18 protein-coding genes are annotated in these 20,473 nt (G+C 66.3%); 6 read left to right on the top strand and 12 right to left on the bottom strand.

Translation table 11 applies throughout. From position 1 onward, the window contains the following. The first annotated feature begins 381 nt into the window (after nt 1-381). The 5 genes from OJI97_RS18070 to OJI97_RS18090 all read left to right on the top strand — a co-directional run bounded on the left by OJI97_RS18070 (nt 382) and on the right by OJI97_RS18090 (nt 6,302). Nucleotides 382-1,047 carry a response regulator transcription factor gene (locus tag OJI97_RS18070; protein WP_297665803.1) on the top strand — a complete coding sequence of 222 codons (666 nt, stop codon included), beginning with the start codon at nt 382-384 and terminating at the stop codon, nt 1,045-1,047. A 4-nt stretch (nt 1,048-1,051) separates the two neighbouring features. Beyond that, entirely contained in the window at nt 1,052-2,545 is a 1,494-nt protein-coding gene (locus OJI97_RS18075; protein ID WP_297665805.1) for an ATP-binding protein, read from the top strand. 66 nt (nt 2,546-2,611) lie between these two features. Further along, the gene (locus tag OJI97_RS18080) at nt 2,612-4,039 is read left to right on the top strand and encodes a CapA family protein (RefSeq protein ID WP_297665806.1); all 1,428 of its coding nucleotides are present in this window, start codon (nt 2,612-2,614) and stop codon (nt 4,037-4,039) included. A 63-nt stretch (nt 4,040-4,102) separates the two neighbouring features. Further along, the gene (locus OJI97_RS18085; RefSeq protein WP_297665807.1) at nt 4,103-5,248 is read left to right on the top strand and encodes an FAD-binding oxidoreductase; all 1,146 of its coding nucleotides are present in this window, start codon (nt 4,103-4,105) and stop codon (nt 5,246-5,248) included. Between the two features lie 223 nt (nt 5,249-5,471). Continuing rightward, entirely contained in the window at nt 5,472-6,302 is an 831-nt protein-coding gene (locus OJI97_RS18090; RefSeq protein WP_297665808.1) for a 23S rRNA (adenine(2030)-N(6))-methyltransferase RlmJ, read from the top strand. A 125-nt stretch (nt 6,303-6,427) separates the two neighbouring features. Here OJI97_RS18090 and OJI97_RS18095 read toward each other — a convergent pair whose 3' ends face one another. The 10 genes from OJI97_RS18095 to OJI97_RS18140 form a co-directional block, all read right to left on the bottom strand. After that, nucleotides 6,428-6,748 (bottom strand): hypothetical protein, encoded by a 321-nt coding sequence (locus tag OJI97_RS18095; RefSeq protein WP_297665811.1) that lies wholly within the window; start codon nt 6,746-6,748, stop codon nt 6,428-6,430. A 328-nt stretch (nt 6,749-7,076) separates the two neighbouring features. Further along, nucleotides 7,077-8,594 (bottom strand): long-chain-fatty-acid--CoA ligase, encoded by a 1,518-nt coding sequence (locus OJI97_RS18100; RefSeq protein WP_297665812.1) that lies wholly within the window; start codon nt 8,592-8,594, stop codon nt 7,077-7,079. Nucleotides 8,595-8,605: 11 nt separating this feature from the next. Next, nucleotides 8,606-9,544, bottom strand: a complete 939-nt coding sequence (locus OJI97_RS18105; RefSeq protein WP_297665814.1) for a D-isomer specific 2-hydroxyacid dehydrogenase family protein — start codon at nt 9,542-9,544, stop codon at nt 8,606-8,608. Then, on the bottom strand, nt 9,541-10,842 hold the full coding sequence (eno, locus tag OJI97_RS18110) for a phosphopyruvate hydratase (RefSeq protein WP_297665816.1): 1,302 nt from the start codon (nt 10,840-10,842) through the stop codon (nt 9,541-9,543). Before eno ends, OJI97_RS18105 begins: the two co-directional genes overlap by 4 nt. After that, nucleotides 10,839-11,861 (bottom strand): phosphotransferase, encoded by a 1,023-nt coding sequence (locus tag OJI97_RS18115; RefSeq protein ID WP_297665818.1) that lies wholly within the window; start codon nt 11,859-11,861, stop codon nt 10,839-10,841. Before OJI97_RS18115 ends, eno begins: the two co-directional genes overlap by 4 nt. 70 nt (nt 11,862-11,931) lie before the next feature. Further along, nucleotides 11,932-12,840 carry a fumarylacetoacetate hydrolase family protein gene (locus OJI97_RS18120; protein WP_297665820.1) on the bottom strand — a complete coding sequence of 303 codons (909 nt, stop codon included), beginning with the start codon at nt 12,838-12,840 and terminating at the stop codon, nt 11,932-11,934. 86 nt (nt 12,841-12,926) lie between these two features. Next, nucleotides 12,927-15,263 carry a TonB-dependent receptor gene (locus OJI97_RS18125; RefSeq protein ID WP_297665821.1) on the bottom strand — a complete coding sequence of 779 codons (2,337 nt, stop codon included), beginning with the start codon at nt 15,261-15,263 and terminating at the stop codon, nt 12,927-12,929. A gap of 70 nt (nt 15,264-15,333) precedes the next feature. Next, on the bottom strand, nt 15,334-16,599 hold the full coding sequence (locus OJI97_RS18130; RefSeq protein WP_297665822.1) for an MFS transporter: 1,266 nt from the start codon (nt 16,597-16,599) through the stop codon (nt 15,334-15,336). A gap of 38 nt (nt 16,600-16,637) precedes the next feature. Then, nucleotides 16,638-17,009, bottom strand: coding sequence for a carboxymuconolactone decarboxylase family protein (locus tag OJI97_RS18135; RefSeq protein ID WP_297665823.1), 372 nt, complete (start codon nt 17,007-17,009; stop codon nt 16,638-16,640). 42 nt (nt 17,010-17,051) lie between these two features. Then, nucleotides 17,052-17,969, bottom strand: a complete 918-nt coding sequence (locus tag OJI97_RS18140; protein ID WP_297665824.1) for a VOC family protein — start codon at nt 17,967-17,969, stop codon at nt 17,052-17,054. A 214-nt stretch (nt 17,970-18,183) separates the two neighbouring features. On the opposite strand from OJI97_RS18140, the gene OJI97_RS18145 reads away from it, so the two are divergent. Next, complete coding sequence (locus OJI97_RS18145) at nt 18,184-19,197, top strand: LacI family DNA-binding transcriptional regulator (RefSeq protein WP_297665826.1); 1,014 nt, start codon at nt 18,184-18,186, stop codon at nt 19,195-19,197. Nucleotides 19,198-19,210: 13 nt separating this feature from the next. Here OJI97_RS18145 and OJI97_RS18150 read toward each other — a convergent pair whose 3' ends face one another. Together OJI97_RS18150 and OJI97_RS18155 are read right to left on the bottom strand one after the other, a co-directional pair. Next, complete coding sequence (locus tag OJI97_RS18150; protein ID WP_297665828.1) at nt 19,211-19,804, bottom strand: malonic semialdehyde reductase; 594 nt, start codon at nt 19,802-19,804, stop codon at nt 19,211-19,213. Nucleotides 19,805-20,211: 407 nt separating this feature from the next. Continuing rightward, a complete protein-coding gene (locus OJI97_RS18155; protein WP_297665830.1) occupies nt 20,212-20,394 on the bottom strand; it encodes a hypothetical protein in 183 nt (60 codons plus the stop codon). Nucleotides 20,395-20,473 lie beyond the last annotated feature (79 nt).

The raw sequence follows: 20,473 nt of genomic DNA on the forward strand, positions 1-20,473 counted from the left end.
TTGTTCGCTTCCCACCCCCCGGGTTTAGCGACCGCCGCCCCGCCCGCGGCGGGGGGGGCGGGGGGGGCGGGGGGGGGGGGGGGCCCCCCCCCCCCCGCGGCCGCGGCCGATGGCGCTGCGGCCCATAAGGACAAGGTCGCTCCTGCGAGCAGGGGCAGGTTGATCTTCATGTTCCGATTCTCCGTCGGCGCAGCGGGTAAGGCGCGAATGCCGCCGCCTTACCGGGGATCGCTGTCACGAAGCTGACACCAAATGCGAAGGCGCGGCTTTGGCGCAAGGAATGGAAAATTATCGGCCCCAAGCGTGACATTTCCGTATGCCGAGATAGAGGCAGGCTGTAATTTCCGGTGGAAAGACGAGGAGGCGAAGCGGGATCGGGTCATGCGCGTGCTGTTGGTGGAGGACGATGAGCGATTGTCGCGCGGCATGGCCGCGTCGCTGGAAGCGGCCGGCTTTGCGGTCGATTGTCTGGCGAATGGCGAGGACGCGCTGCAGCTTGCCGACCGCGAACCGTATAGCGCCATCGTCCTCGACCTGGGGCTGCCCGACATCGACGGGCTGGACGTGCTGGGGGCGCTGCGCGCGCGCGGGGTCGCGACGCCGATCCTGATCCTGACTGCGCGCGACATGATCGACGACCGCGTTACCGGCCTCGACCGCGGCGCCGACGACTATATGGCCAAGCCGTTCAGTCCGCGCGAACTCGAATCGCGCCTGCGCGCGCTCGTCCGGCGCAGCCAGGGCACGGCCGACCCGGTGCTGCGGATCGGCGCGCTGTCGTTCGACCGGTCGAGCCGCACCGTATCGCTCGAAGGCCGGATCATCGACCTCCGCCGCCGCGAACTGGCGGTGCTCGAAACGCTGATGGGACGCCCGGGCAAGGTGATCCCGAAAGAAAGGCTGGCCGCCGAAGTCTTCAATTTCGAGGATGCGGTCACTCCGAACGCGCTCGAAGTCTATGTCGGCCGCCTGCGCCGCAAACTTCAACCGTCGGGCCCCGCGATCCGCACCGTCCGCGGGCTCGGCTATATGATCGAGACCGATTGAACCGATGCGCCGCCTGCCCCCTTCGCTGCGCTTTCGCCTGACGGCCGCGGTCCTCCTTCCGCTCACCGCGCTCGTGTTGTTCTTCGGTATCATCACGACGCTGGTCGCGCGCAACAATGAGGCCGATACGGTCGACCGGGTGCTGATCGGATCGGTGCGCACCCTGAGCCTCGCCTACAACAGCCCGGCGAGCGACCGCGAGCGGCTGGTGCCGCTTGCGGTCCACCTGCTGAAACGGCGCGCGCGGCCGGTCGTCCACTATAGCGTCTGGCGCGGCGACCGGCTGATCGCGGGCGATGCGGCGCTACGCCCGCCCGCCGACTATAACCCGGTCGGCGACGGCACGATCGACCGTCACCCGCCGACCACCTTCACCAACGCCTATCGCCGAAACGAGCTGGTGCGCGGCTATCTCGACCCCGCCGATGCGCGCGAGGTGACGCAGGCCGCTTATCTGCGCGACGGCACGCTGCACGGGAAGCCCGCGCGGATCGCGATGGAAATCCGCCGCGCGCATGGCGACGACCGGCTGATCGCGATCCAGATCGCCGATTATGTCGACGACCGGCTGGCGCACGAACGCGCCTTCCTGCACCAGGTTCTGATGATCGGACTGACGGCGCTGGTCGTCACCGGCCTGCTGTTCTGGCTGGCGATCCGCTGGGGTCTGCGCCCGCTCGCCACGCTGACCGGACAGGTCGAGGCGGCCCGGCGCGCTGCCTCTCCCGCGGTGCGGCTCGACGCGGACGAAGCGACCCCGACCGAAATCCGCCCCTTCGTCGCCGCGTTCAACGGGTTGATGGCGCGGCTGGAGCGCGCAAGCGAATCGCTGCGCCAATTCACCTCGAACGCTTCGCACCAGATGCGCACGCCGCTGGCGGTCGCGCGCGTGCAGCTCGACGTGCTCGAACGCTATGGCCCTCAATCGCGGCAGGGCCAGGCGGCGCTGACCGACATCCCCCACGCCCTCGACACGCTCGAGCAACTGCTGCGTCAGTTGATCGCGCTCGCGCGGAGCGAGGATCAGGGAATGATATCGGTGCAGCCGTTCGACCTTGCCGACATCGCCGCCGGCGTGACCGGCGAGCGCGCGGCGCAGGCATCGGCCGACCGGGTCATCAGCTATGAAAAGGAGGGCGAGGGTCCGGTGATGGCGATGGGCCAGCCGACGCTTGCCGTCGAACTGATCGGCAATCTGCTCGACAACGCGATACGCTACAGCCGTCCGGGCGGGATGGTCTCGGTCCGCCTGACGAACGGTGCGGGCGGACCGCTGGTCGAGATCGACGACGACGGCCCCGGCATTCCCGAACAGGAGCGCGAGAAGGTGTGGGATCGCTTCTATCGCATCCAGGGACGCGGCCAGCCGCCGGGGACCGGCCTGGGCCTGCCGATCGCGCGCGCGCTGGCGCAGCGCATGGGCGCGGAGATCGAACTGGCCGATGGCCGGACGGGGCGCGGGCTGTGCGTGACGGTGCGATTTCTCCGCGCCGATTGACCTGTGACAGGTTGGTGTCAGCGCCGCCGCCTATTCGCTGTCGCTTCACATCAGGGGAGCATCAGCATGTCGATCCATTTCGCCCGTCCCTTTGCCCGTTCCGGGGCGCTGCGCCTTCTGGCGCTCACCGGGTCCGCCACGATCGCGCTGACCGGGCTTTCGGTTCACGCCCAGCCGCGCGGCGGCGAAGCGCTCGAAACCACGCCGGTCCCCAGCACGCCGATCGCGGGCGATTTCAGCCTCGCCGCCGTCGGCGACCTCATCTATCTGCGCCCGATGCTGGCGACGCTCGAAAAGCAGGCGCCCGATATGCTCCGCATCCTGCGCGACGCCGACGTGACCTTCGGCAATTTCGAGACGACCGCGCTCGATCTCGCGACCTTCAAGGGGTCGCCGCAGGCCGAATCGGGCGGCACCTGGATGCTCGCCGACCCCGGCGTGCCGAAGGAGGTCGCCGCCATGGGGATCGACATCGTCGGCCACGCCAACAACCACGCGACCGACTGGGGTGTCGAGGGGATGATCGAGACGCTGAAGCTGCTCGATGCCGCGCATCTGGTTCGCGCCGGAACCGGGCGCACGATGGCCGAAGCGCGCGCGCCCGCTTATTATGACGGACCGCAAGGACGCGTCGCGCTCGTCTCGGCAACGACAACCTTCACGCCGATGTCGCCCGCCGCCGATCCGCTGGGCCGGGTGCCCGGCCGCCCCGGCGCGAACGTCATCCGCAGCACCGAGGTCGGACAGGTATCCGAGGCCGACCTCGCGGTGCTGGCCCGCATCACCGGCACGAAGCCGGGCGCGCCGGTGCGGATCAAGGGCCGCGACTTTCGCGCGGTCGAGGCGCCGACCACCCCGATGACGATCGGCTATGACCTCAACCCGAAGGATCTCGCCGCCAATCTGCTCGCGGTGCGGCAGGCCAGGCAGAACGGCAATTTCGTCGTCTTTTCGCTGCACAATCACGAACCCGGCAATGCCAGCCAGACCCCCGCCGACTTCGCCCCCGGCCTCGCCCACCAGATCATCGACGCGGGCGCCGACGTCTATATGGGGCACGGGCCGCACCAGCTTCGCGGCATCGAGATCTACAAGGGCAAGCCGATCTTCTATTCGCTCGGCAACTTCGCGATGATGAACAATTCGCTCGACGACGTGCCCGCCGATATGTTCGACCAGTTCGGTGTCACGCCGGGCAGCGTCACGACCCCCGAACTGCTCCAGGCGCGCAATGCGAAGAGCTTTTCCGATCCCAATCTTTATGAATCGGTGATCGCGACCACCCATTTTCGCGACGGACGGCTGACCGAGGTGCGCCTCTATCCGATCGACCTCGGCGTCACCGCGGCCGGTGCGGCGCGCGGGGTGCCGCATATGGCGGACGCGGCAACCGGCGCCCGCATTCTCGAACGGCTCCAGCGATTGTCGGAGCCTTTCGGCACACGCATCGACATCGTGAAGGGCGTCGGCATCATCCGCGTCGCCGCGAACTAGGAGGGGGCGGCCGAAGCCGCTATAGCCGCCGGCAAACGCAGGACGGTCGAAAAGGAGCAGCAATTGCAGACAGCGGATTTTCTGATCGTGGGCGGCGGCATCGCCGGGGTGTCGGCCGCCGCGCGGCTGGCGCCGCACGGCCGGACTATCCTGCTCGAGGCCGAGGACAGCTTCGGCTATCATTCGAGCGGCCGGAGCGCGACCTATTATCATTTCGGCATCGGCAAATCGGTCGTGCGCGGCATGACGGCGTTCAGCCGTTCGCATTTCGAAACCGTGGGCGCGAACGGCACCGCGCTGTCGCGTTCCTCCTCCGCGCTGTTCATCGCGCCGCCGGAGATGCTCGCCGGGCTCGACGCGCTCGAGGCGGAGATGCGGCCCTATAGCGACGGGCTCGAGCGCCTCGACGCGGATGGCGTGCGCGGCATCGTTCCGGTCCTGCGGTGCGGGGGTGACGGGATCGTCGCCGCCGTGCTCGACCGCACCGCCCGCCGCCTCGACAGCGAGGCGCTGCAACAGGATTATCGCGCCGCAATCAAGCGCGCGGGCGGGCAGTCGATCGCGAACGCCCGCGTCGTCGCGGTCGCGCGCGAAGGCGCAAGCTGGGTCGCGACCACCGCGGCCGGCGAACGGTTCGCCGCCCCCGTCCTCGTCAACGCGGCGGGCGCCTGGTGCGACGAGATCGCACATCTGGCAGGCGTCGCGCCGCTCGGCCTCCAGCCGCTGCGCCGGACGATCATCGTCTTCGACGCGCCGCCCGATCAGGCGACGGGCGACTGGCCGTTCACCAAGACCGCGGTCGACGATTTCTACATGCTGCCCGAATCGGGGCGCTTGCTCGCCTGCCCGGTTGACGAGGTTCCGAGCGAGCCGACCGACGCCCAGCCGGAGGAATATGACATCGCGCTCGCCGCGGCGAAGGTCGAACATTATACCTCGCTCGCCGTCCGGCGGATCAGCCATAGCTGGGCGGGGCTGCGCACCTTCACGCACGACCGCGTTCCGGTCGCCGGCTTCGCGCCCGATGCCGAAGGCTTCTTCTGGCTGGCGGGCCAGGGCGGTTATGGTCTGCAAACCGCCCCTGCCATGGCGGCCGCCACGGAGGCGCTGATCACCGGCGGCGACTGGCCCGCCGACCTGGCCGATTGGGGCGTCGATCAGGCCGATCTTGCCGTGGAACGCATCCAGATCGGCAAAGCGTCGGCGTAGACAAGTAACGGCGACGGCTCGGGAATGGCTTCAAACGGCTTTATAGGCGGCAAGCTCCGCGATTTCGTCACCCCACACATGTGGGATCTTCCGAAGTCATAATGCTTTGAAGGTTTTCGCCCGACTCTGTACGGGCACCCGATTGGTTGCTTCCATCGCCTCGCGCCCGGCTTCCGCGCCCAGCCGTTCGCATGAAGGCCGATCGCCGGGATTTTGAATTACAATGAATTATCGCCATAGCTTTCATGCCGGCAATAGCGCCGATGTCGTAAAGCACAGCCTGCTGATCGCCCTTGTGCGGGCCTTGCAGCAGAAACCGGGCGCGCTGACCCTGATCGACACCCATGCCGGCTGCGGGCTGTACGACCTCGGCGGCGAGGAGGCCGGGCGCACCGGCGAGGCCACACAGGGCGTGCTACGGGCCTTTGCCGACCCGAACCCCTTGCTGGACGACTACCGCGCTGCAGTACAGGCGGTGAATGCCGGGACCGAGCCGCGCTTCTACCCCGGATCGCCGCGATTTCTGGCGCAGCTTCTGCGTCCGCAGGATTTTCTGATCCTTAACGAGAAACATCCCGAAGACGTCTATGCCTTGCGCGGCGCGATGCGCGACACACCCGCCGCCGTGCATCAGCGCGACGCCTACGAGCTTTGGCTGGCGTTGGTGCCGCCCCGCACCGCGCGCGGCGTGGTGGTGGTCGATCCGCCGTACGAGCAGACCGATGAACGCGCACGTATCACCGCCACCCTCGCCGCGGCGACCCGCAAATGGGCGCATGGCGTGACGGTGATCTGGTATCCGTTGAAAGACCGCGCAACGCATGTGCGGTGGAAGGCGCAGCTACGTAAGCTCGGCATCCCGAAGCTTCTGGTGGTGGAGCATTGGTTGTACGATAGCGATCAGCCTGACATCTATAACGGCGCAGGCCTTTTTATCGTCAACCCGCCCTACGCCTTCACGCTGGCGCTGCCGCCTCTGCTGGAAGCTCTGCGCGCCGCGCTGGCGCCGGAGGGGCATAGGGGCGAGATCACAACCAATTGGTTGAGCGATTGACATAAACGCTCATCTCCCTTTCACCCAAAGGAGGAATTGCCGCGCTTCAGCTTGTAAACAGATCTGGTCATACTGAATTTGAAGCACGTTTTCGCGCTGGATGCCTGTGCTCCAGACGATTGGGCTTAGTCGCCGTTGGCATCGACCATGAAGACCGTCGGTTTGCCGCGAGACGCCGGGTCCCATCCTGCCGACAATGCCGCTCGCACCCCTCGCGAGGCTATCGCGTCGTTGATGTGCGAACGCCCTTTCGGCAATCCTTTCAACAGGCGCTTTGGCGTCGGAAATTCCAGCACGGCTTCGCGCGGCATATCTCTCTGGCGCAAGGAGACCGTCATGCCCTTCCAGCCATCGGAAGAGGATAGTTGGGGCTCGCTCAGGAGTTCCCAGTCATATTTGACGCCTTCGATTTGGACGGTGCCGCTGCGGCCGTGCATGTGAAGCATGGGATGCCCATAGCATGTCAGGCGCGGCGCTCCAGCCGGTTCACATCAAAGATCGGCTACCGGAACGTTTAGCGGCCAGGACAGCCGCTCCGCGGCGACGATATCGACCGGATGTGGACATGCAAAGGCGGGGCCTTTACTTGAGAGCCGACGACAGATTTTCGTCGAACTGGACCGCTCCTTCATCACGCCAGTGCCATGCCTATCGCGGGACCTGGCCGGTTTCCGATGGTCCGCTTTTCGAGGGAAGCGTCCGAAAACCCGACATTTAGGCCAGTATACCATCCCGATATGGTGATCGGCAGGTTCTTTGCCTCCACAACAATTACTAGCCTTGTGCCGCCAGATCCTCCCTGATCGCGCGGCGCAGTATCTTGCCAGCGCCATTGCGGGGCAAAAAGGGAATTCGTTCGATCCGTTTGGGGATCTTATATCCAGCGATGCGCCCACGCATCCAGGCGATTATCTCTGCGTCGGCGATCTCCCCATCGCGCAGAACGACGGCGGCGGTTACGGCTTCGCCCCAGCGCGCGTCGGGAAGTCCGATAACCGCGACCTCGATGACCGCAGGATGAGACGACAGCACCGACTCCACCTCGGCCGGATAGACATTCTCACCACCGCTGATGATCATGTCGTTGAGCCTATCGCGCACGAAGAGATAGCCGTCGGCGTCGAGATAGCCCGCATCGCCGGTGAGCAGCCAACCGTCGGCGTCGGTCGCCGCCGCGCTCGCATCGGGGCGGCGCCAATAGCCGCTGAGGTTGAGCGGCGCACGAATGGCGATCTGGCCGGTCTCGCCTGCGGGCAGCGGCGCGCCCGCCGCATCACGAATCTCGAGTTCGACGCCGGGGAGCGCCTGTCCCGCCGATGCCAGCCGCGGGTTGCCGGGAACATGGTCCTTCGGTGCCAGCGCGACCACGGTGCCCGAGGTTTCGGTCATCCCGTACTGTTGCGCGAAATCGCACGAAAGCCGCCGCATCGCATAGTCGAGCACCGCCATCGGCATCGGGCTGGCGCCGTAGAGGACGGTCTTTAGACCGCCGAAATCGATGGCATCGGCACGCGGATGGTCGAGCAGCAGTTGCAGCGCAGCGGGGACGAGAAAGGTCTTGGAAAAGGCGCGTGTGTCGATCAGCGACAGGATCGTCTCGACGTCGAATTCGGGCAGGATGATGTTCGGCCGGCCCGAATCGAACGCCATCAGCGCCCAGCCCATGCCGCCGATATGAAACATTGGCATCGCGAGCAGCCCCGCATCGCCGTCATCCCAGCGATACCAGTCGATGTCGCGCCACAGCGGCCGCGCGCCGAGCAGCGCGCGGTGGCTGAGCATCGCGCCCTTGGGCTTGCCGGTCGTGCCCGAGGTGTAGAGCTGGAGCGAGATGGCCTCAGCGTCATCCGCGACAGGTTCGGCCAGTGGGGTCGCGTCGTGCGCCCAGTCTGCGCCCTCGTCGAGCACGACGATGCGGATATCGACCCCTGCGGCGGCCTGCCGCGCCGCGGCTGCATATTCGGCCGAGGCGAAGAGGATCAGCGCCTCGGCGTCAGCGATGATGAAAGCGAGTTCATCGGGGGCGAGGCGCCAGTTGAGCGGAACAAAGGTCGCGCCGAGCATATTCGCAGCGACCCACAATTCGAACCCGGCGACATGGTTTTTCGACAGCCAGGCAACACGGCTATCCAGCCCGACGCCTGCATCGGCGAGCGCTCCCGCGACGCGGCGGCAGCGCGCCTCGAACGCCCCAAAGCTCGTCGTCCGGCCTGCAAAGACGAAGGCAGGATTGTCGGAGGTCGTTACCGCGAAATGCGCGGCGAGCGCGGGCAACGTCGTCGGTTGGCCCATTATCTCCCTCCTCACACCACGCGGTTCAGCAGTGGCTCGCCCGCCGCCAGTCGCCGGTAATTCTCGCCCGCGACCGCCATGCTGCGCGCCAGCGTCTCGGGCGTCAGCCAGGCGAGGTGCGGCGTCGCGACAACTCCGGACAACGTCAGCAACGGGTTGTCCGCCCGCACCGGCTCGGCCTCGAACACGTCGAGCCCGGCGCCGCGCAGCCGTCCTTCGGCGATGGCATCGTAAAGCGCCTTTTCGTCGACCAGCTCGCCGCGCGCCGTGTTGATCAGCACCGCCCCCGGCCGCATCCGGCCGAGCCGGGCGGCATCGACGATATGGCGGGTCGCGTCGGTCAGCGGCACGTGCAGCGACAGGATGTCGCTTTCGCCGAACAGGGTATCGAGATCGACCGCGCGCCCCGGCGCATCGGGCACCGCGGCGGGATCGTGGCGCAGCACGCTGCCGCCGAGCGCCTCGATCGCCCCGGCAAGCCGCCGCGGCACTTCGCCGAAGCCGAGGAAACCGACCGTCCGCCCGCATATTTCGCCGCAGGAGTCGATCAGCGCCGGCTCGGGCGACCATCGGTGTCCGCCCTTCGTCATCGCGTCGAGCGCGGGGATGCGGCGCAGCACCGACAGCATCAGCCCCAGCGCCAGCTCGGCCACCGCCTGGCTGTTGGTGCCGGGCATGTTCGCAACCGCGACGCCGCGCGACCGCGCCGCATCGAGGTCGATCGTATTCACCCCGACGCCGATCTTCTGGATCAGGCGAAGCTGCGGCGCTCCTTCGATCATCGCGCGCGTCACCGGCTTCAGCACATGGAGCAATATTTCGGCGTCGGCGATCTCGCGGGCGAAATCGGGGCTCTCCTCGTCGACCACCACGATATCCAGCCCGTCGGCGAGCCCCGCGAGCGACGTGCGAAAGCCGGGGCTCGCGCCATAGTGGAGGACCGCCTTCATGCGCCGAGGCCTGCCGAAACGCCGGGCGCGAAGGCGCGGATGCCGTCGAAGCGATTGTCGGCCCCCAGCGCTTCCTCGATCCGCAGCAGTTCGTTCCATTTCGCCATGCGCTCCGACCGCGCGAAGGAGCCGACCTTGAGCTGGCGGGCGTTCCAGCCGACCGCGAGATGCGCGATCGTCACATCCTCGGTCTCGCCCGACCGGGCCGACACGATCGTCCCCCATTGCCGGCGTTGCGCCGCGTCGAGCGCCGCCTTCGCTTCGCTGAGCGACCCGGCCTGGTTGACCTTGACGAGCACCGCATTGCACGCGCCCGCCGCCGCCGCCGCGTCGACGCGGTCGCTGTTGGTGACCAGATAATCGTCGCCGATGATCTGGATGCGCCCGCCGAGCCGCCGCGTCACCGCGACCATGCCCGGCGTGTCGTCCTGCCCCACCGGGTCCTCGATCGACAGGATCGGGTAGCGCGCGGCCCAGTCGCAGACGCGCTCGACCATCTCCTCGCTCGACGACCGCGCATCGTCGAGCGCGAGCACATAGCCATTGCCTTCCGCGAACTCGCTCGCCGCGATGTCGAGCGAGATGAAGACGTCCTCGCCGGGGCGATGGCCGGCGCGCTCGATCGCTTCGACCAGCGTTTCCAGCGCCTGTTCGTTGGTGTCGAACATCGGCCACCAGCCGCCCTCGTCGGCAGTGCCGACCATGCGGTCGCGGTCCTGCATCACCTCGCCTGCCGCGCGATAGACATCGCCCGTCACCTCCAGCACCTCGCGGATCGATGCCGCCTTCGGCACCATGATCATGAAATCCTGGATGTCGGTGCGCCGCCCGGCGTGCGCGCCGCCGCCGAAGATCTGGATTTCGGGCAGCGGCAGCGAGACCGGGCCGCCGCGCGACAGCCAGCGCCACAGCGGCACGCCCTCGGCCGCGGCGGCGGCGTGCGCGGCCGCCATCGACACCGCGACGGTCGCATTGCCGCCGACGCGGCCCTTGTTCGGCGTGCCGTCGGCGCGGCAGAGGCGCGCGTCGATCTGGTCCTGCTCGCGCGCATCGGCGCCGATCAGTAGCGGCGCGATCTCGCCGTTCACCGCCGCGACGGCGCGCTCGACCCCCATGCCGCCGAAGCGGCTGCCGCCGTCGCGCAGGTCGACCGCCTCATACTTCCCGCGCGAAGCCCCCGCGGGCGCGATTGCCCGCCCGATGGCCCCACCGGCAAGATGCACTTCCGCCTCGACGGTCGGTCGCCCGCGCGAATCCCACACCGAACGGGCACGGACTTGAGCGATATTGTTGTTCATCGGCTATCCAATCTTTCGAACCACATATGTTTGAGCGCATCGATGTCGTCGCCGTTTTCGGCGGGGAGATGCAGGAAGTCGCGTGCGAAACGGCGGACAAAGGCGCGTTCGGACGCGTTCAGATATTCGACCGGAGACTTGCCGTCGACGCGCGCGAGGAGCAGCGCGGCAAGCAGCGGCGCGGTGCGGCGCGACAGGGCCGCCGCCTCTTCCCAACCGGCATCGTCCAGCCATGCCCCGGCAAAGGCGCCGCACGCATCGCGGCTCGCCCTGGTCCCGAGCTTGAGCGCCTTGAGCAGCAAATGGGTCAGGCAGAAAGCGGCATCGAAGGCCGGGTCGCCATGCCAGGCGCATTCGGCGTCGAGGAACAGCGGCCCTTCCGCCGCGCACAGGATATTCTTCGGGCTGACGTCGCCATGGACGAGCGCAACCTTGGTGCGTGCGAGCGACGCCGCGAGCGCGCCGATCCGCGCGGCGAGATCGGGATGCTCGACCGTCGTCGCGTCGAGATAGGGCGATATGCGAAGCTGCCGGAACAGCTCGTCGCTGGCGAAATCCCGCGCGACCGTATCGTCGGCGCTGCTGCGGTTGTGGACGAGCGCCAGTGCCGCCCCGACGCGCCGCGCGAAATCCGCATCGACACGCCCCGCGAGCAGTTCCGCTTTCCATACCGGATGCGCAGCGGCGTCGAACCATTGCATGACGAAGAGGTTGCGGTCGGGCAGCGAGGCCAGCACGTGCGGCGCGCGCGCGCCCCATGCCTGCGCGCGGCGCAGCCACAGCACCTCATAGGCCGAGCGTTCGACCGGCGCGTTCCATTCGGCGGCGACGCGCAGGCGCGGCAGCGCGCGCTTCACCCCGACCGAACGGCCGGGCAGATCGACGCGATAGACGTCGCACGATACGCCGCCCGCGATGGAGACGATCCGCCGCACTTCGCTCTTCACCGCGATCATCCCGCATTCGAGCAGCGCCGATATGACCGTATCGGCGTCCGCCGACGCGGCGGATGGAGACAATCCCTGTATCAACGCGAACTCCGCCCGCTGTTGGCGGGAGAGCGCCCCTTGGGCCGCCCTCCCCATTCCCTCACTCGGCGAGCAGCCGCGTTTCGAGACGGCCCAGCCCCTCGACCTCGGCCACCATAACGTCGCCGGGCTTGAGATAGGTGTCGGTCGCCATGCCGACCCCCGCGGGCGCGCCGGTGAACAGCAGATCGCCGGGACGCAGCGTACTGTGCGAGCTATAGGATTCGATCAGTTCGCCGACCGACCAGATGAATTCCCTGGTCGTCGAATCCTGCTTCAGATCGTCGTTGACCCACAGCTTCAGCCAGAGATTTGCGATGTCGACGAAAGCGGCGGGGACGAGCCACGGGCCGACCGGCGCCGAATGGTCGAACGATTTGCCGGCGACGAGGTCGAACTGGCGGACGTGGCGCGGGTTGAACTGCCAGTCGCGCGCCGACAGGTCGTTGCCGACCGCATAGCCCGCGATATGCTGCGCGGCGTCCGCGGCCTTGATGTTACGGCCTTCCTTGCCGATCACGATCACGATCTCGACCTCCCAGTCATATTTCTTGGTATGACTGGGGAACGGGATGTCGCGGTCGGCGGCAAGCTGCTGGTCGGACGCCTTCAGGAAGAAGAGGCAGTCATAATCCTCCTTCTTGATCTCGCGCTTGGCGTCCTTGCGCATGTGGCAATAATAATTCATCCCCGCGCAGACGATCTTCCTGGGGTTGGTGACGAGCAGGTCGTAGCGGACGCCGCCTTCGCCGGGGACGAGCGCGGTCTTCGCCGCGCCGTCGAACGCCGCGACGGCCTTTTCCAGCTTGGTAAAGCTCTCGTCCCACGCGGGAAGCAGGTCGAGCAGGCCTTCGTCGGGCCGCTGGATCAGCCCCGGTGCGACGTCGCTCAGCGCCCAGAAACGCTCGCCGATCTTGACTGCGGGAACACGCTGTCCGCCCTTTTCCAGAACGCAAAGTGCAAAGCTCATATCTTCCTCCGATGATGTGGGACGATGATGGGAGCCGGCCATGCCATCGCCAGCCGCCAGGGCTAACGATAGCATGGCCGACCCGATTAACGGCTGCCGAAGCTCTTGCGAAATTCCACGCCGATCAGGCGGGGGGTGCCGACGTTGACGATATTATATCCCAGCGTCCGGTCGAGATCGACCGCGCCGACGATATACTCCTTGTCGAGCAGATTCTTCGCGAAGATCGCGACATCGGCATCGAGTTCGTCGACGTGCAGGCTGATCCGCGCATCGACGAGGCCATAGGCCTTCTGCGTCACGCTAGACTGGACCAGCGCGGCGGGACGAAGCGATGTCGCGCTGCGCCAGTTCCAGCCGGCGATGAACTTGAGGTCGCCGATCGAGGTCGGAAGCTGGTAGGTCAGGTTCGTCGCCAGCGTCCAGCGCGGAACCGGGAAGCGTTCGTCGCTGCGGTCGCCGATGATCGGATCGGCGAAGCTCGAATAGCTTGCATCGGTATAGCTCGCGTTGACGTTCAGCGTCAGCGCATCGGTCGGCTGGGCGGTGATTTCGGCCTCGACGCCGTTGATCTTCGCCTTCGCGGCGTTCGTCACCAGCGTCGTCGCGCTGCCGACCGGCGGCTGAATGCTCGTGCTGCGCTGAATATCCTCATAGATGGCGTGATAGCCGGCGAGGTTCAGGCGCAGGCGCCGGTCGAGCAGGTCGAGCTTCGCGCCGATTTCATAATCGGTGACGGTCTCGGGCCGAAACGGATTGAAGGTGCGCGGATCGGATGCCTGGCCGCGCAGATTCTGGCCGCCGCCCTTGAAGCCGCGCGAGGTGCGGGCATAGAAGAGCGTTCCGGTGCCCGGCGTCCAGTCGAGGCTGAGCAGATAGGACCAGTCCGAATAGGTGTCCGACAAATAGCCTTCGCAGGCGCCGTTGATGCGGATCGAAACCGGGATATTACAGCCGAGCGCGTTGCGGTTGCGCGTCAGCAGCGATTTCGTCTCTTCGGTCCAGCGCAGCCCGGCGGTGATGCGAACCGCGTCCGACACGCGATAGTTCGCCTGTCCGAACACCGCTACGCTCTTGTTGGTAACGTCGCCGTCGCTGATCCCCGGGTTGGTCGGCAGGATCGGCGGCAGCGTGCGGCTCACCGTGAACTCGTTGCCCGTCTCCTTCGAATAATAGCCGCCGAGGATCCACGACAGACGCTCGGCCGGGTCGGACAGCAGTTGCAGTTCCTGGCTGAACACCTTCGACTTGGTCACATAATGGGGCTCGAACAGCACGATCGGCGTGCCGTCGAAATCGACATAGGAGTCGCGGTCGGCCCAGCGGTTGGCGGTGATCGACTTGAGGCTCAGATAGTCGCTTACGTCGAACTCGATCGTCCCCGACACGCCATAGCCCTCATAGTCGTTCGCCTGCGGCGAGGTGGTCGGCGCATCGTAGAAGGAGCCGGCGCTGTTGCCGATCAGTGCGGTCTGCAGATAGGCATAGGCCGCCTCGCGGTTCGCCGGCGTATCGGCGAGGCCCTGCTGCGCCAGCGTCGCGCGCAGCAGATTGGTCGGCGCGGGCAGAACCGAACCGGTTTCCTGCGGATAGGGGTTGAGCCATGACAGGCGCGTGATGATGCCGTCGCCCTTGATCCGCTGATAATCGCCCGACAGGTTGATGCGCAGGCGGTCGCTCGGCGCGAAGACGACGTTGATCCGCCCCGTCTTGGTGACGTCGCCGCCGATCCGTTCGCCGAGCAGGTTGCGGCCATAGCCGTTGTTGCCCGAATATTGGAACACGCCGCGCACCGCGAGCACATCGCGGACCAGCGGCACGTTGAGCGCACCGGTCGCTTCCATCTTGCCATGCTCGCCCAGCACCATGCTGACGAAACCGCCCGTTTCCACGAGGTCGGGCTGGCGGGTCGTGATGCTGACCGCGCCGCCGGTGGTGTTCTTGCCGAACAGTGTCCCCTGTGGGCCGCGCAACACCTCGACGCGCTCGATGTCGACCATCGCGGCGCGCAGGCCGATCGAGCGCGGCAGATAGACGCCGTCGACATAGACGCCGACCGGCGAGTCGAGCGTCATCAGCGCATCGGTCGCCGACTGGCCGCGCATCGAGACGAGCAGCGCCGACGGGTCGGCGCTCGACATCTGGGTGAAGAAGCTGGGGGTCGAGGCGGCAATATCGGTGATATCCTTCACCGAACGGTCGATCATCTGCTCGGCGCTGACCGCGGTAATCGCGACCGGAACGTCCTGCACGCTCTCGGCCCGCTTGCGCGCCGTCACCACGATGTCGCCGATGCCCGACGACGCGGCCGCGCCGTCCGCGTCCTCGGCCGGCGCGCCGCCGTCCTGCGCCATCGCAGGCAAGGCCGCCAGCAGCCCCCACGAGGCAGCCCCGATCAACAGGGTCGTCTTGATGGTCTTCATATAGTCCTCCCGCTCTTGGCGGCCGCTTCGGTCAGTCCCGCGGCCGTCGCTCCAGATGATGATGCTGAATTCAGGCCGCCCGCTCTTCCCCGCTTCCCCAATCGGGGTAGCGGCCGAGCAAGGTGATGAAGGGAACGGCAATCAACAGCGCCGAGGCGATGAAGACGAAATATCGCTCATAGCTGCCGTAGCTGTCATAGATATGGCCGGCGATGACTGGCCCGATGCCGAAGCCGACCGAATAGAAACCGAAGCCGATGCCATAGAGAAAGCCGTAATTCTTCTGGCCGAAATAGACGCTGACCAGATAGGCGATCCCCTCGAGCTCGGCGCCCAGCGCGCAGCCCGCGAGGGCACCCGCCGCGATCAGCCAGGCGATGTCACCGTTCGCCGAATAGAAGATCAGCGCGGCCAGCGCCGGCAGGATGAACGCCGCTCCGGCGACGAAGGGCGCGTGTAGCCGGTCGAGAAGCAATCCCGTCGCGACCCGGCCCGCGAATGCGAAAGGACCGAAGGCGAGTGCGAAGACCGTCGCCGCCTCGGCAGGCGTCGCGCCGGCATCGGTGACCATCGACGGTAGATGGACCATCAGCCCGCCGAGCGACATCGACACCAGGAACCCGGGGATGAAAATCTGCCAGAGACGCCGGTTGCGCAGCGCCTCGCCGATCTCGGCCCCGCGGCCGAGCGCGCGCGGCAGCGCGGCCTGCACGGTTTCGCCGACCGCGCGCGCCCGGCGGCGCAGCAGATCGCGTTCGTCATAGAGGAAGAAGATCGCCAACGGCAGCACGACGCAGAGCGCCGAGGCCGCGAGCGCCGGATAGACCGCGCGCCATCCCATGGCGCCCATCGTCTGCGCCGCAACGAAGGTGAAGACGATGTTCGCGATCGGCAGCCCGGTCATCGTGATCGCGAGCGCGAGGCCGCGCTGTTTGGCGAAACGGCCCGCGACCGCCTTGGTCCACACGACCAGGCTCGCGAAGGGCGCCGCCAGCGCGACGAAAATCCAGGCGAGATACCAGGTCCATATCTGCGAGGTGGTGAACGACACCGCGGCGAGCGCGCTCGCCTTTGCGATCACCCCCGCGATGGCGACCCGGCGCGTCCCGAAACGGTCGAGCAGCGCGCCCACCAGCGGGCTGAGCAGCAGCGCGCCGATGGTGGTGATGGTGAAGCTGACCGAGATCGCCGCCCGCGACCAACCGAGTTCGGCGGACAGCGAAGGGATGATCAGGCTGAGCGCGACGGTCTGGATCGACGAGGTCGCGGCGCCCGCGATCCCGACGAGCACCACCGGCCAGCCGGCACGCCATTCGGCGAGGTTGGTCCCTTGCATCGTCCTGCTTTCGTGAAAGGCGGTGGGAAGCGCGGCGGTCAGGCGGCGTCGAGTTCGGCGTATATTTCGTTCGCCGCGCGAAAGGCGTCGAGCGCCGCGGGAATGCCGCAATAGACCGCGCTGTGCAGGATCAGCTCTTTGACCGTCGCGCGATCGACGCCATTGGTCACCGCGAAGCGCAGGTGCAGCTTGAATTCCTCCAGATGCCCGCCGGCCAGCGTCATCGACAGCGTCAGCAGGCGCCGCGTATCGACGTCCAGCCCCGGCCGGCTCCACACGTCGCCGAAAGCATAGCGCAGGATCAGGCCGCGCAGATCCTCGTCGAGGCCGGGCGGCGGCGGAACGTCGCCCGCGATCTTCTTGCGCATGGCCATACCGCGGTCGAACGCCGCGTCGCGCGATTCCTGCATCTGCCTACTCCCAATATCTCGATTCTGGTGCGTGTGCGCCGGTCAGTCGCGGAAGTGGTCGGGCATGTCGCCGCCCCACTGCATCGCGGTTTCGGGGCCGCGCTGATGATAGCCGGTGGGATATTCGTCGTTCAGATAATCGCTGTCGGTGACGTGCTCGACGCGGAAATCCGAAGGATCGTACCAATAATCCGACAGCGCGCCGCCCACCGCGTGGCGCAGCACGCCCCAGGCAGGGCGATAGCCCTTCGCCGCGAGATGCTGGTGCCCCATATGCACGGCGTCGACGTCGATCGTCTCGAAACAGGCGTGCTGTGCCGTGTTCGCCGGCCCCTGAAAGACCGCGATATTATGATGGTCGACATATTCCTTGCCGCGCGGAAAGCGGATGAAGGCGCCCGCGCGATGCTCGCCGACCATGATGACGTCCGACAGATAGGCGCCCAGATTGTCGACATACCAGTCCATCAGGCGGCCCGGATCGGGCGTGTTCTGAACGACATGCGCGAGGCGCAGCACCGGCGCGGGGCCGCGGTCGAAGATCGGGAAGCGACCGCGCCGCTGGACGATATTGCCGGTGTTCAGCGCCACCGCGGGGCGCGGCAGCGCGACGGGATCGAGCTGCCGGAGGCCGTGCACCAGTTCGATCGCATTGCCGTCGGCGTCCTCGATCGCGATCTGCCGGCCGCCCCAGGGAGTCGCGCCGCCGGTGACGGGAACGTCGAAACGCCGCGCCAGCGCCTCCAGCGCTTCGGCGCTCTCGACCTCGAAACCGAGCCCGCCAAAACTGCGCGGGCCGCGTTCGGCGACATAGATGAAGGGGCGGCTCTCATAGCCACGGAAATAGACGCGCCGCTCGTCCTCATGCGACACGAACAGGCCGAAGTCCTCGAAGAAGCGCTTGATCGCCTCCATATCGCCTTCGTGGCGGAACAGGACGTGGTTGACGTTGCGAATCATCTCTCGCTCTCCCTCATCTCGATTGCGCAATCGATAGCATAAACTTTACCGATGGCAACGCCCTTGTTGCGACACGCGTATTGCGGCCCCTTCCACCCTCGCCTATGCTGCCTTGGACGAGCTGCACGGCCCCGGGACCAGGCCCGGCCCCACACATCGGCGGCGGCGGGTTCCGATGGGTGTCCAGACAGCAAGCACGGGGGATGCGAGGCGAATGGTAACAACCAAGGACATTGCAAAAAAACTAGGATTTTCAGTGTCTACTGTTGGACGCGCCTTGTCCGGCGACGCGCGGATAAGCGAGCGGACGAAGCACGCCGTGCGCGCCGCGGCGGAGGAGCTCGGCTATGTCGGAAATCTCCCTGCGCGCATGATGCGCGGCGGATCGAGCAACCTGATCGGGCTGATCCTCCCCGATATTCAGAACGACTTCTTCGCCTCGATCGCACAGGCGCTTTCCGAAAGCTGTGACCGCCAGGGCTATCGGATTGTGCTATCGATAACCGGCGACGATCCCGAAACCGAAGTGCGGCACATCCGCGATTTCGTCGGCGCCCGCGTCGCCGGGATCATCCTGGTGCCGAGCGCCGACCTGAAGCGCGAAAGCATTGCGCTGCTGCGCCAGGTTCCGCATGTGCAGCTGCTTCGCTACGCCGGCGGCCCCGACGATCTCTGGTTCGGAATCGACGACAGCGACGCGATGGAGCGGGCGACGAGCCATCTGCTCGACCTCGGGCATCGAAGCATCGCCTATGTCGCCGCATCCGAACGCCTGTCGACCGGACGGCGCCGCCTCGAAGGGGTGCACAACGCCTATCGCAAGCGCGGCATTCCGCCATCGTCGCTCGCGACCTTCCTCGACGCGCCGACCTCGACATGGGGCGAGCGCGCGGTGCACGAGATGCTGGCCCTGCCCGAGCGTCCGACGGCGATCCTGTCGGGCTCGGCGCATGTGACGATGGGCATTATCGTCGCGCTTCGCCGAGCGCAGATCGCAATCCCGGGTCAGATGTCGGTCATCGGTTTCGGCGATCCGAACTGGTGCGAATGGTGGCAGCCGCCGATCACCGTCATCCGCCCGCCGATTCAGTCGCTCGCGGTCAATTGCGCGCTCTGGTTCATGGACCGGCTGCGCACGCCCGAGGAAAAGCTGGTCAGATCCTATCATGCGACGAGTTCGTCCGAACTGATCCTGCGCAGTTCCACCGGCACGCCCGCTTCGCGATGAGGCCGTGCGCCGGTCAGGTGATGCGGTTGAACCGCTCGAAATCGGGGCGCGGGCTGCGCTCGAAGATGCTCGCGGGATCGCCATAGCCGAGCGTCGAGATGAAATTGCTCTTCACGCTCGGCCGATCGCCGAAAAAGGCGGCATCGACGGCGGCGTTGTCGAACCCCGACATCGGCCCGGTATCGAGCCCCAGCGCGCGCGCCGCGAGGATGAAATAGGCGCCCTGCAGGCTCGAATTGCGGAACGCCGTCGTACGGGCAAGGTCGTCCTTGCCGACGAACCAGCTCCGGGCGTCGGTGTGCGGCAAAAGCTCGGGAAGATAGTCGTAGAATGCGTTGTCCATCCCGATGATCGCGGTGACCGGCGCCTTGCGGATCTTGTCCGCGTTTCCCGGCAGGGCGGCGGCGGCGAGCCGTTCCTTCGCATCGTCGGATACGCACCAAACGATACGCGCCGGCAATCCGTTGGCACTGGTCGGACCGAACTTCAGAAGATCCCATATAGCGCGAAACTGCGCCTCTGAGACCGGCCTGTCGAGATATCCATTGTATGAGCGCGCAGTTCGGAACAGTTGGTCAAGCACATTGTGGTGAAGCGGCTCGCTCACTGCTGGATATCCTTTGGGCAAAAAGGGGCATGCTGAGGTGCGGTGACGCCAGAGGTGTACACACAGGTCTCTCGGTAACGAGCGGCACCCCTTGGAACGATCTTCCGAATCGCGCAAGTCCGCTTCGGGAAGATATATCCAATGGCCGTTACCGGATCGGCAGCAATCAGGGCTGAAACTCAGAAAGCAGACATATGCTTTCGATGAAATGTAGCGGCTTAAATCACTCGGTTGCGAACATCGGAGATTCGCTGGCAGAGGGAGTGAAGTCCTTACGAAATGCCTCGACGAAGGCTTGTTGATCCGCATGACAGGCGATGTCATTGCGTTGTCGCTACCACTCGTTCTCGATCTCGCTCATATCGACGGGGTATAGCTGAACTGCCGACGGTTCCCGGTTTGCTGAACTAGAGGATGTCGACCATCCGTGCTCGACCGCCATCGGCTGAGCGAGAATGATGGCCCCATACATGACGACCGAACAGGATCACCATGACAACGAGCGCGGCAGCGACGATTAACCACCCGACATATAGGCTCAGCGAGTTTTGGGAGGTCTCGCGCAGCTCGGTTTGCCGGAAGATTGCCATGTCAGCCGCCTCTCACTTTGGCGACGGCGTCGCCCACGCGTGCCTGAAGCCACCTCCGGTCGCGGATCACAACAGGTAC

This window comes from Sphingopyxis sp. (genome assembly GCF_025869345.1).
Classification (GTDB): domain Bacteria; phylum Pseudomonadota; class Alphaproteobacteria; order Sphingomonadales; family Sphingomonadaceae; genus Sphingopyxis.

Excerpts from the sequence above, each read along its gene's own strand:
- OJI97_RS18145 (WP_297665826.1), top strand. The coding sequence starts at position 18,184 with ATGGTAACAACCAAGGACATTGCAAAAAAACTAGGATTTTCAGTGTCT.
- OJI97_RS18120 (WP_297665820.1), bottom strand. The coding sequence starts at position 12,840 with ATGAGCTTTGCACTTTGCGTTCTGGAAAAGGGCGGACAGCGTGTTCCC.
- OJI97_RS18140 (WP_297665824.1), bottom strand. The coding sequence starts at position 17,969 with ATGATTCGCAACGTCAACCACGTCCTGTTCCGCCACGAAGGCGATATG.
- OJI97_RS18090 (WP_297665808.1), top strand. The coding sequence starts at position 5,472 with ATGAATTATCGCCATAGCTTTCATGCCGGCAATAGCGCCGATGTCGTA.
- OJI97_RS18155 (WP_297665830.1), bottom strand. The coding sequence starts at position 20,394 with ATGGCAATCTTCCGGCAAACCGAGCTGCGCGAGACCTCCCAAAACTCG.
- OJI97_RS18080 (WP_297665806.1), top strand. The coding sequence starts at position 2,612 with ATGTCGATCCATTTCGCCCGTCCCTTTGCCCGTTCCGGGGCGCTGCGC.
- OJI97_RS18105 (WP_297665814.1), bottom strand. The coding sequence starts at position 9,544 with ATGAAGGCGGTCCTCCACTATGGCGCGAGCCCCGGCTTTCGCACGTCG.
- OJI97_RS18135 (WP_297665823.1), bottom strand. The coding sequence starts at position 17,009 with ATGCAGGAATCGCGCGACGCGGCGTTCGACCGCGGTATGGCCATGCGC.
- OJI97_RS18130 (WP_297665822.1), bottom strand. The coding sequence starts at position 16,599 with ATGCAAGGGACCAACCTCGCCGAATGGCGTGCCGGCTGGCCGGTGGTG.
- OJI97_RS18100 (WP_297665812.1), bottom strand. The coding sequence starts at position 8,594 with ATGGGCCAACCGACGACGTTGCCCGCGCTCGCCGCGCATTTCGCGGTA.
- eno (WP_297665816.1), bottom strand. The coding sequence starts at position 10,842 with ATGAACAACAATATCGCTCAAGTCCGTGCCCGTTCGGTGTGGGATTCG.
- OJI97_RS18070 (WP_297665803.1), top strand. The coding sequence starts at position 382 with ATGCGCGTGCTGTTGGTGGAGGACGATGAGCGATTGTCGCGCGGCATG.
- OJI97_RS18095 (WP_297665811.1), bottom strand. The coding sequence starts at position 6,748 with ATGCTTCACATGCACGGCCGCAGCGGCACCGTCCAAATCGAAGGCGTC.
- OJI97_RS18125 (WP_297665821.1), bottom strand. The coding sequence starts at position 15,263 with ATGAAGACCATCAAGACGACCCTGTTGATCGGGGCTGCCTCGTGGGGG.
- OJI97_RS18075 (WP_297665805.1), top strand. The coding sequence starts at position 1,052 with ATGCGCCGCCTGCCCCCTTCGCTGCGCTTTCGCCTGACGGCCGCGGTC.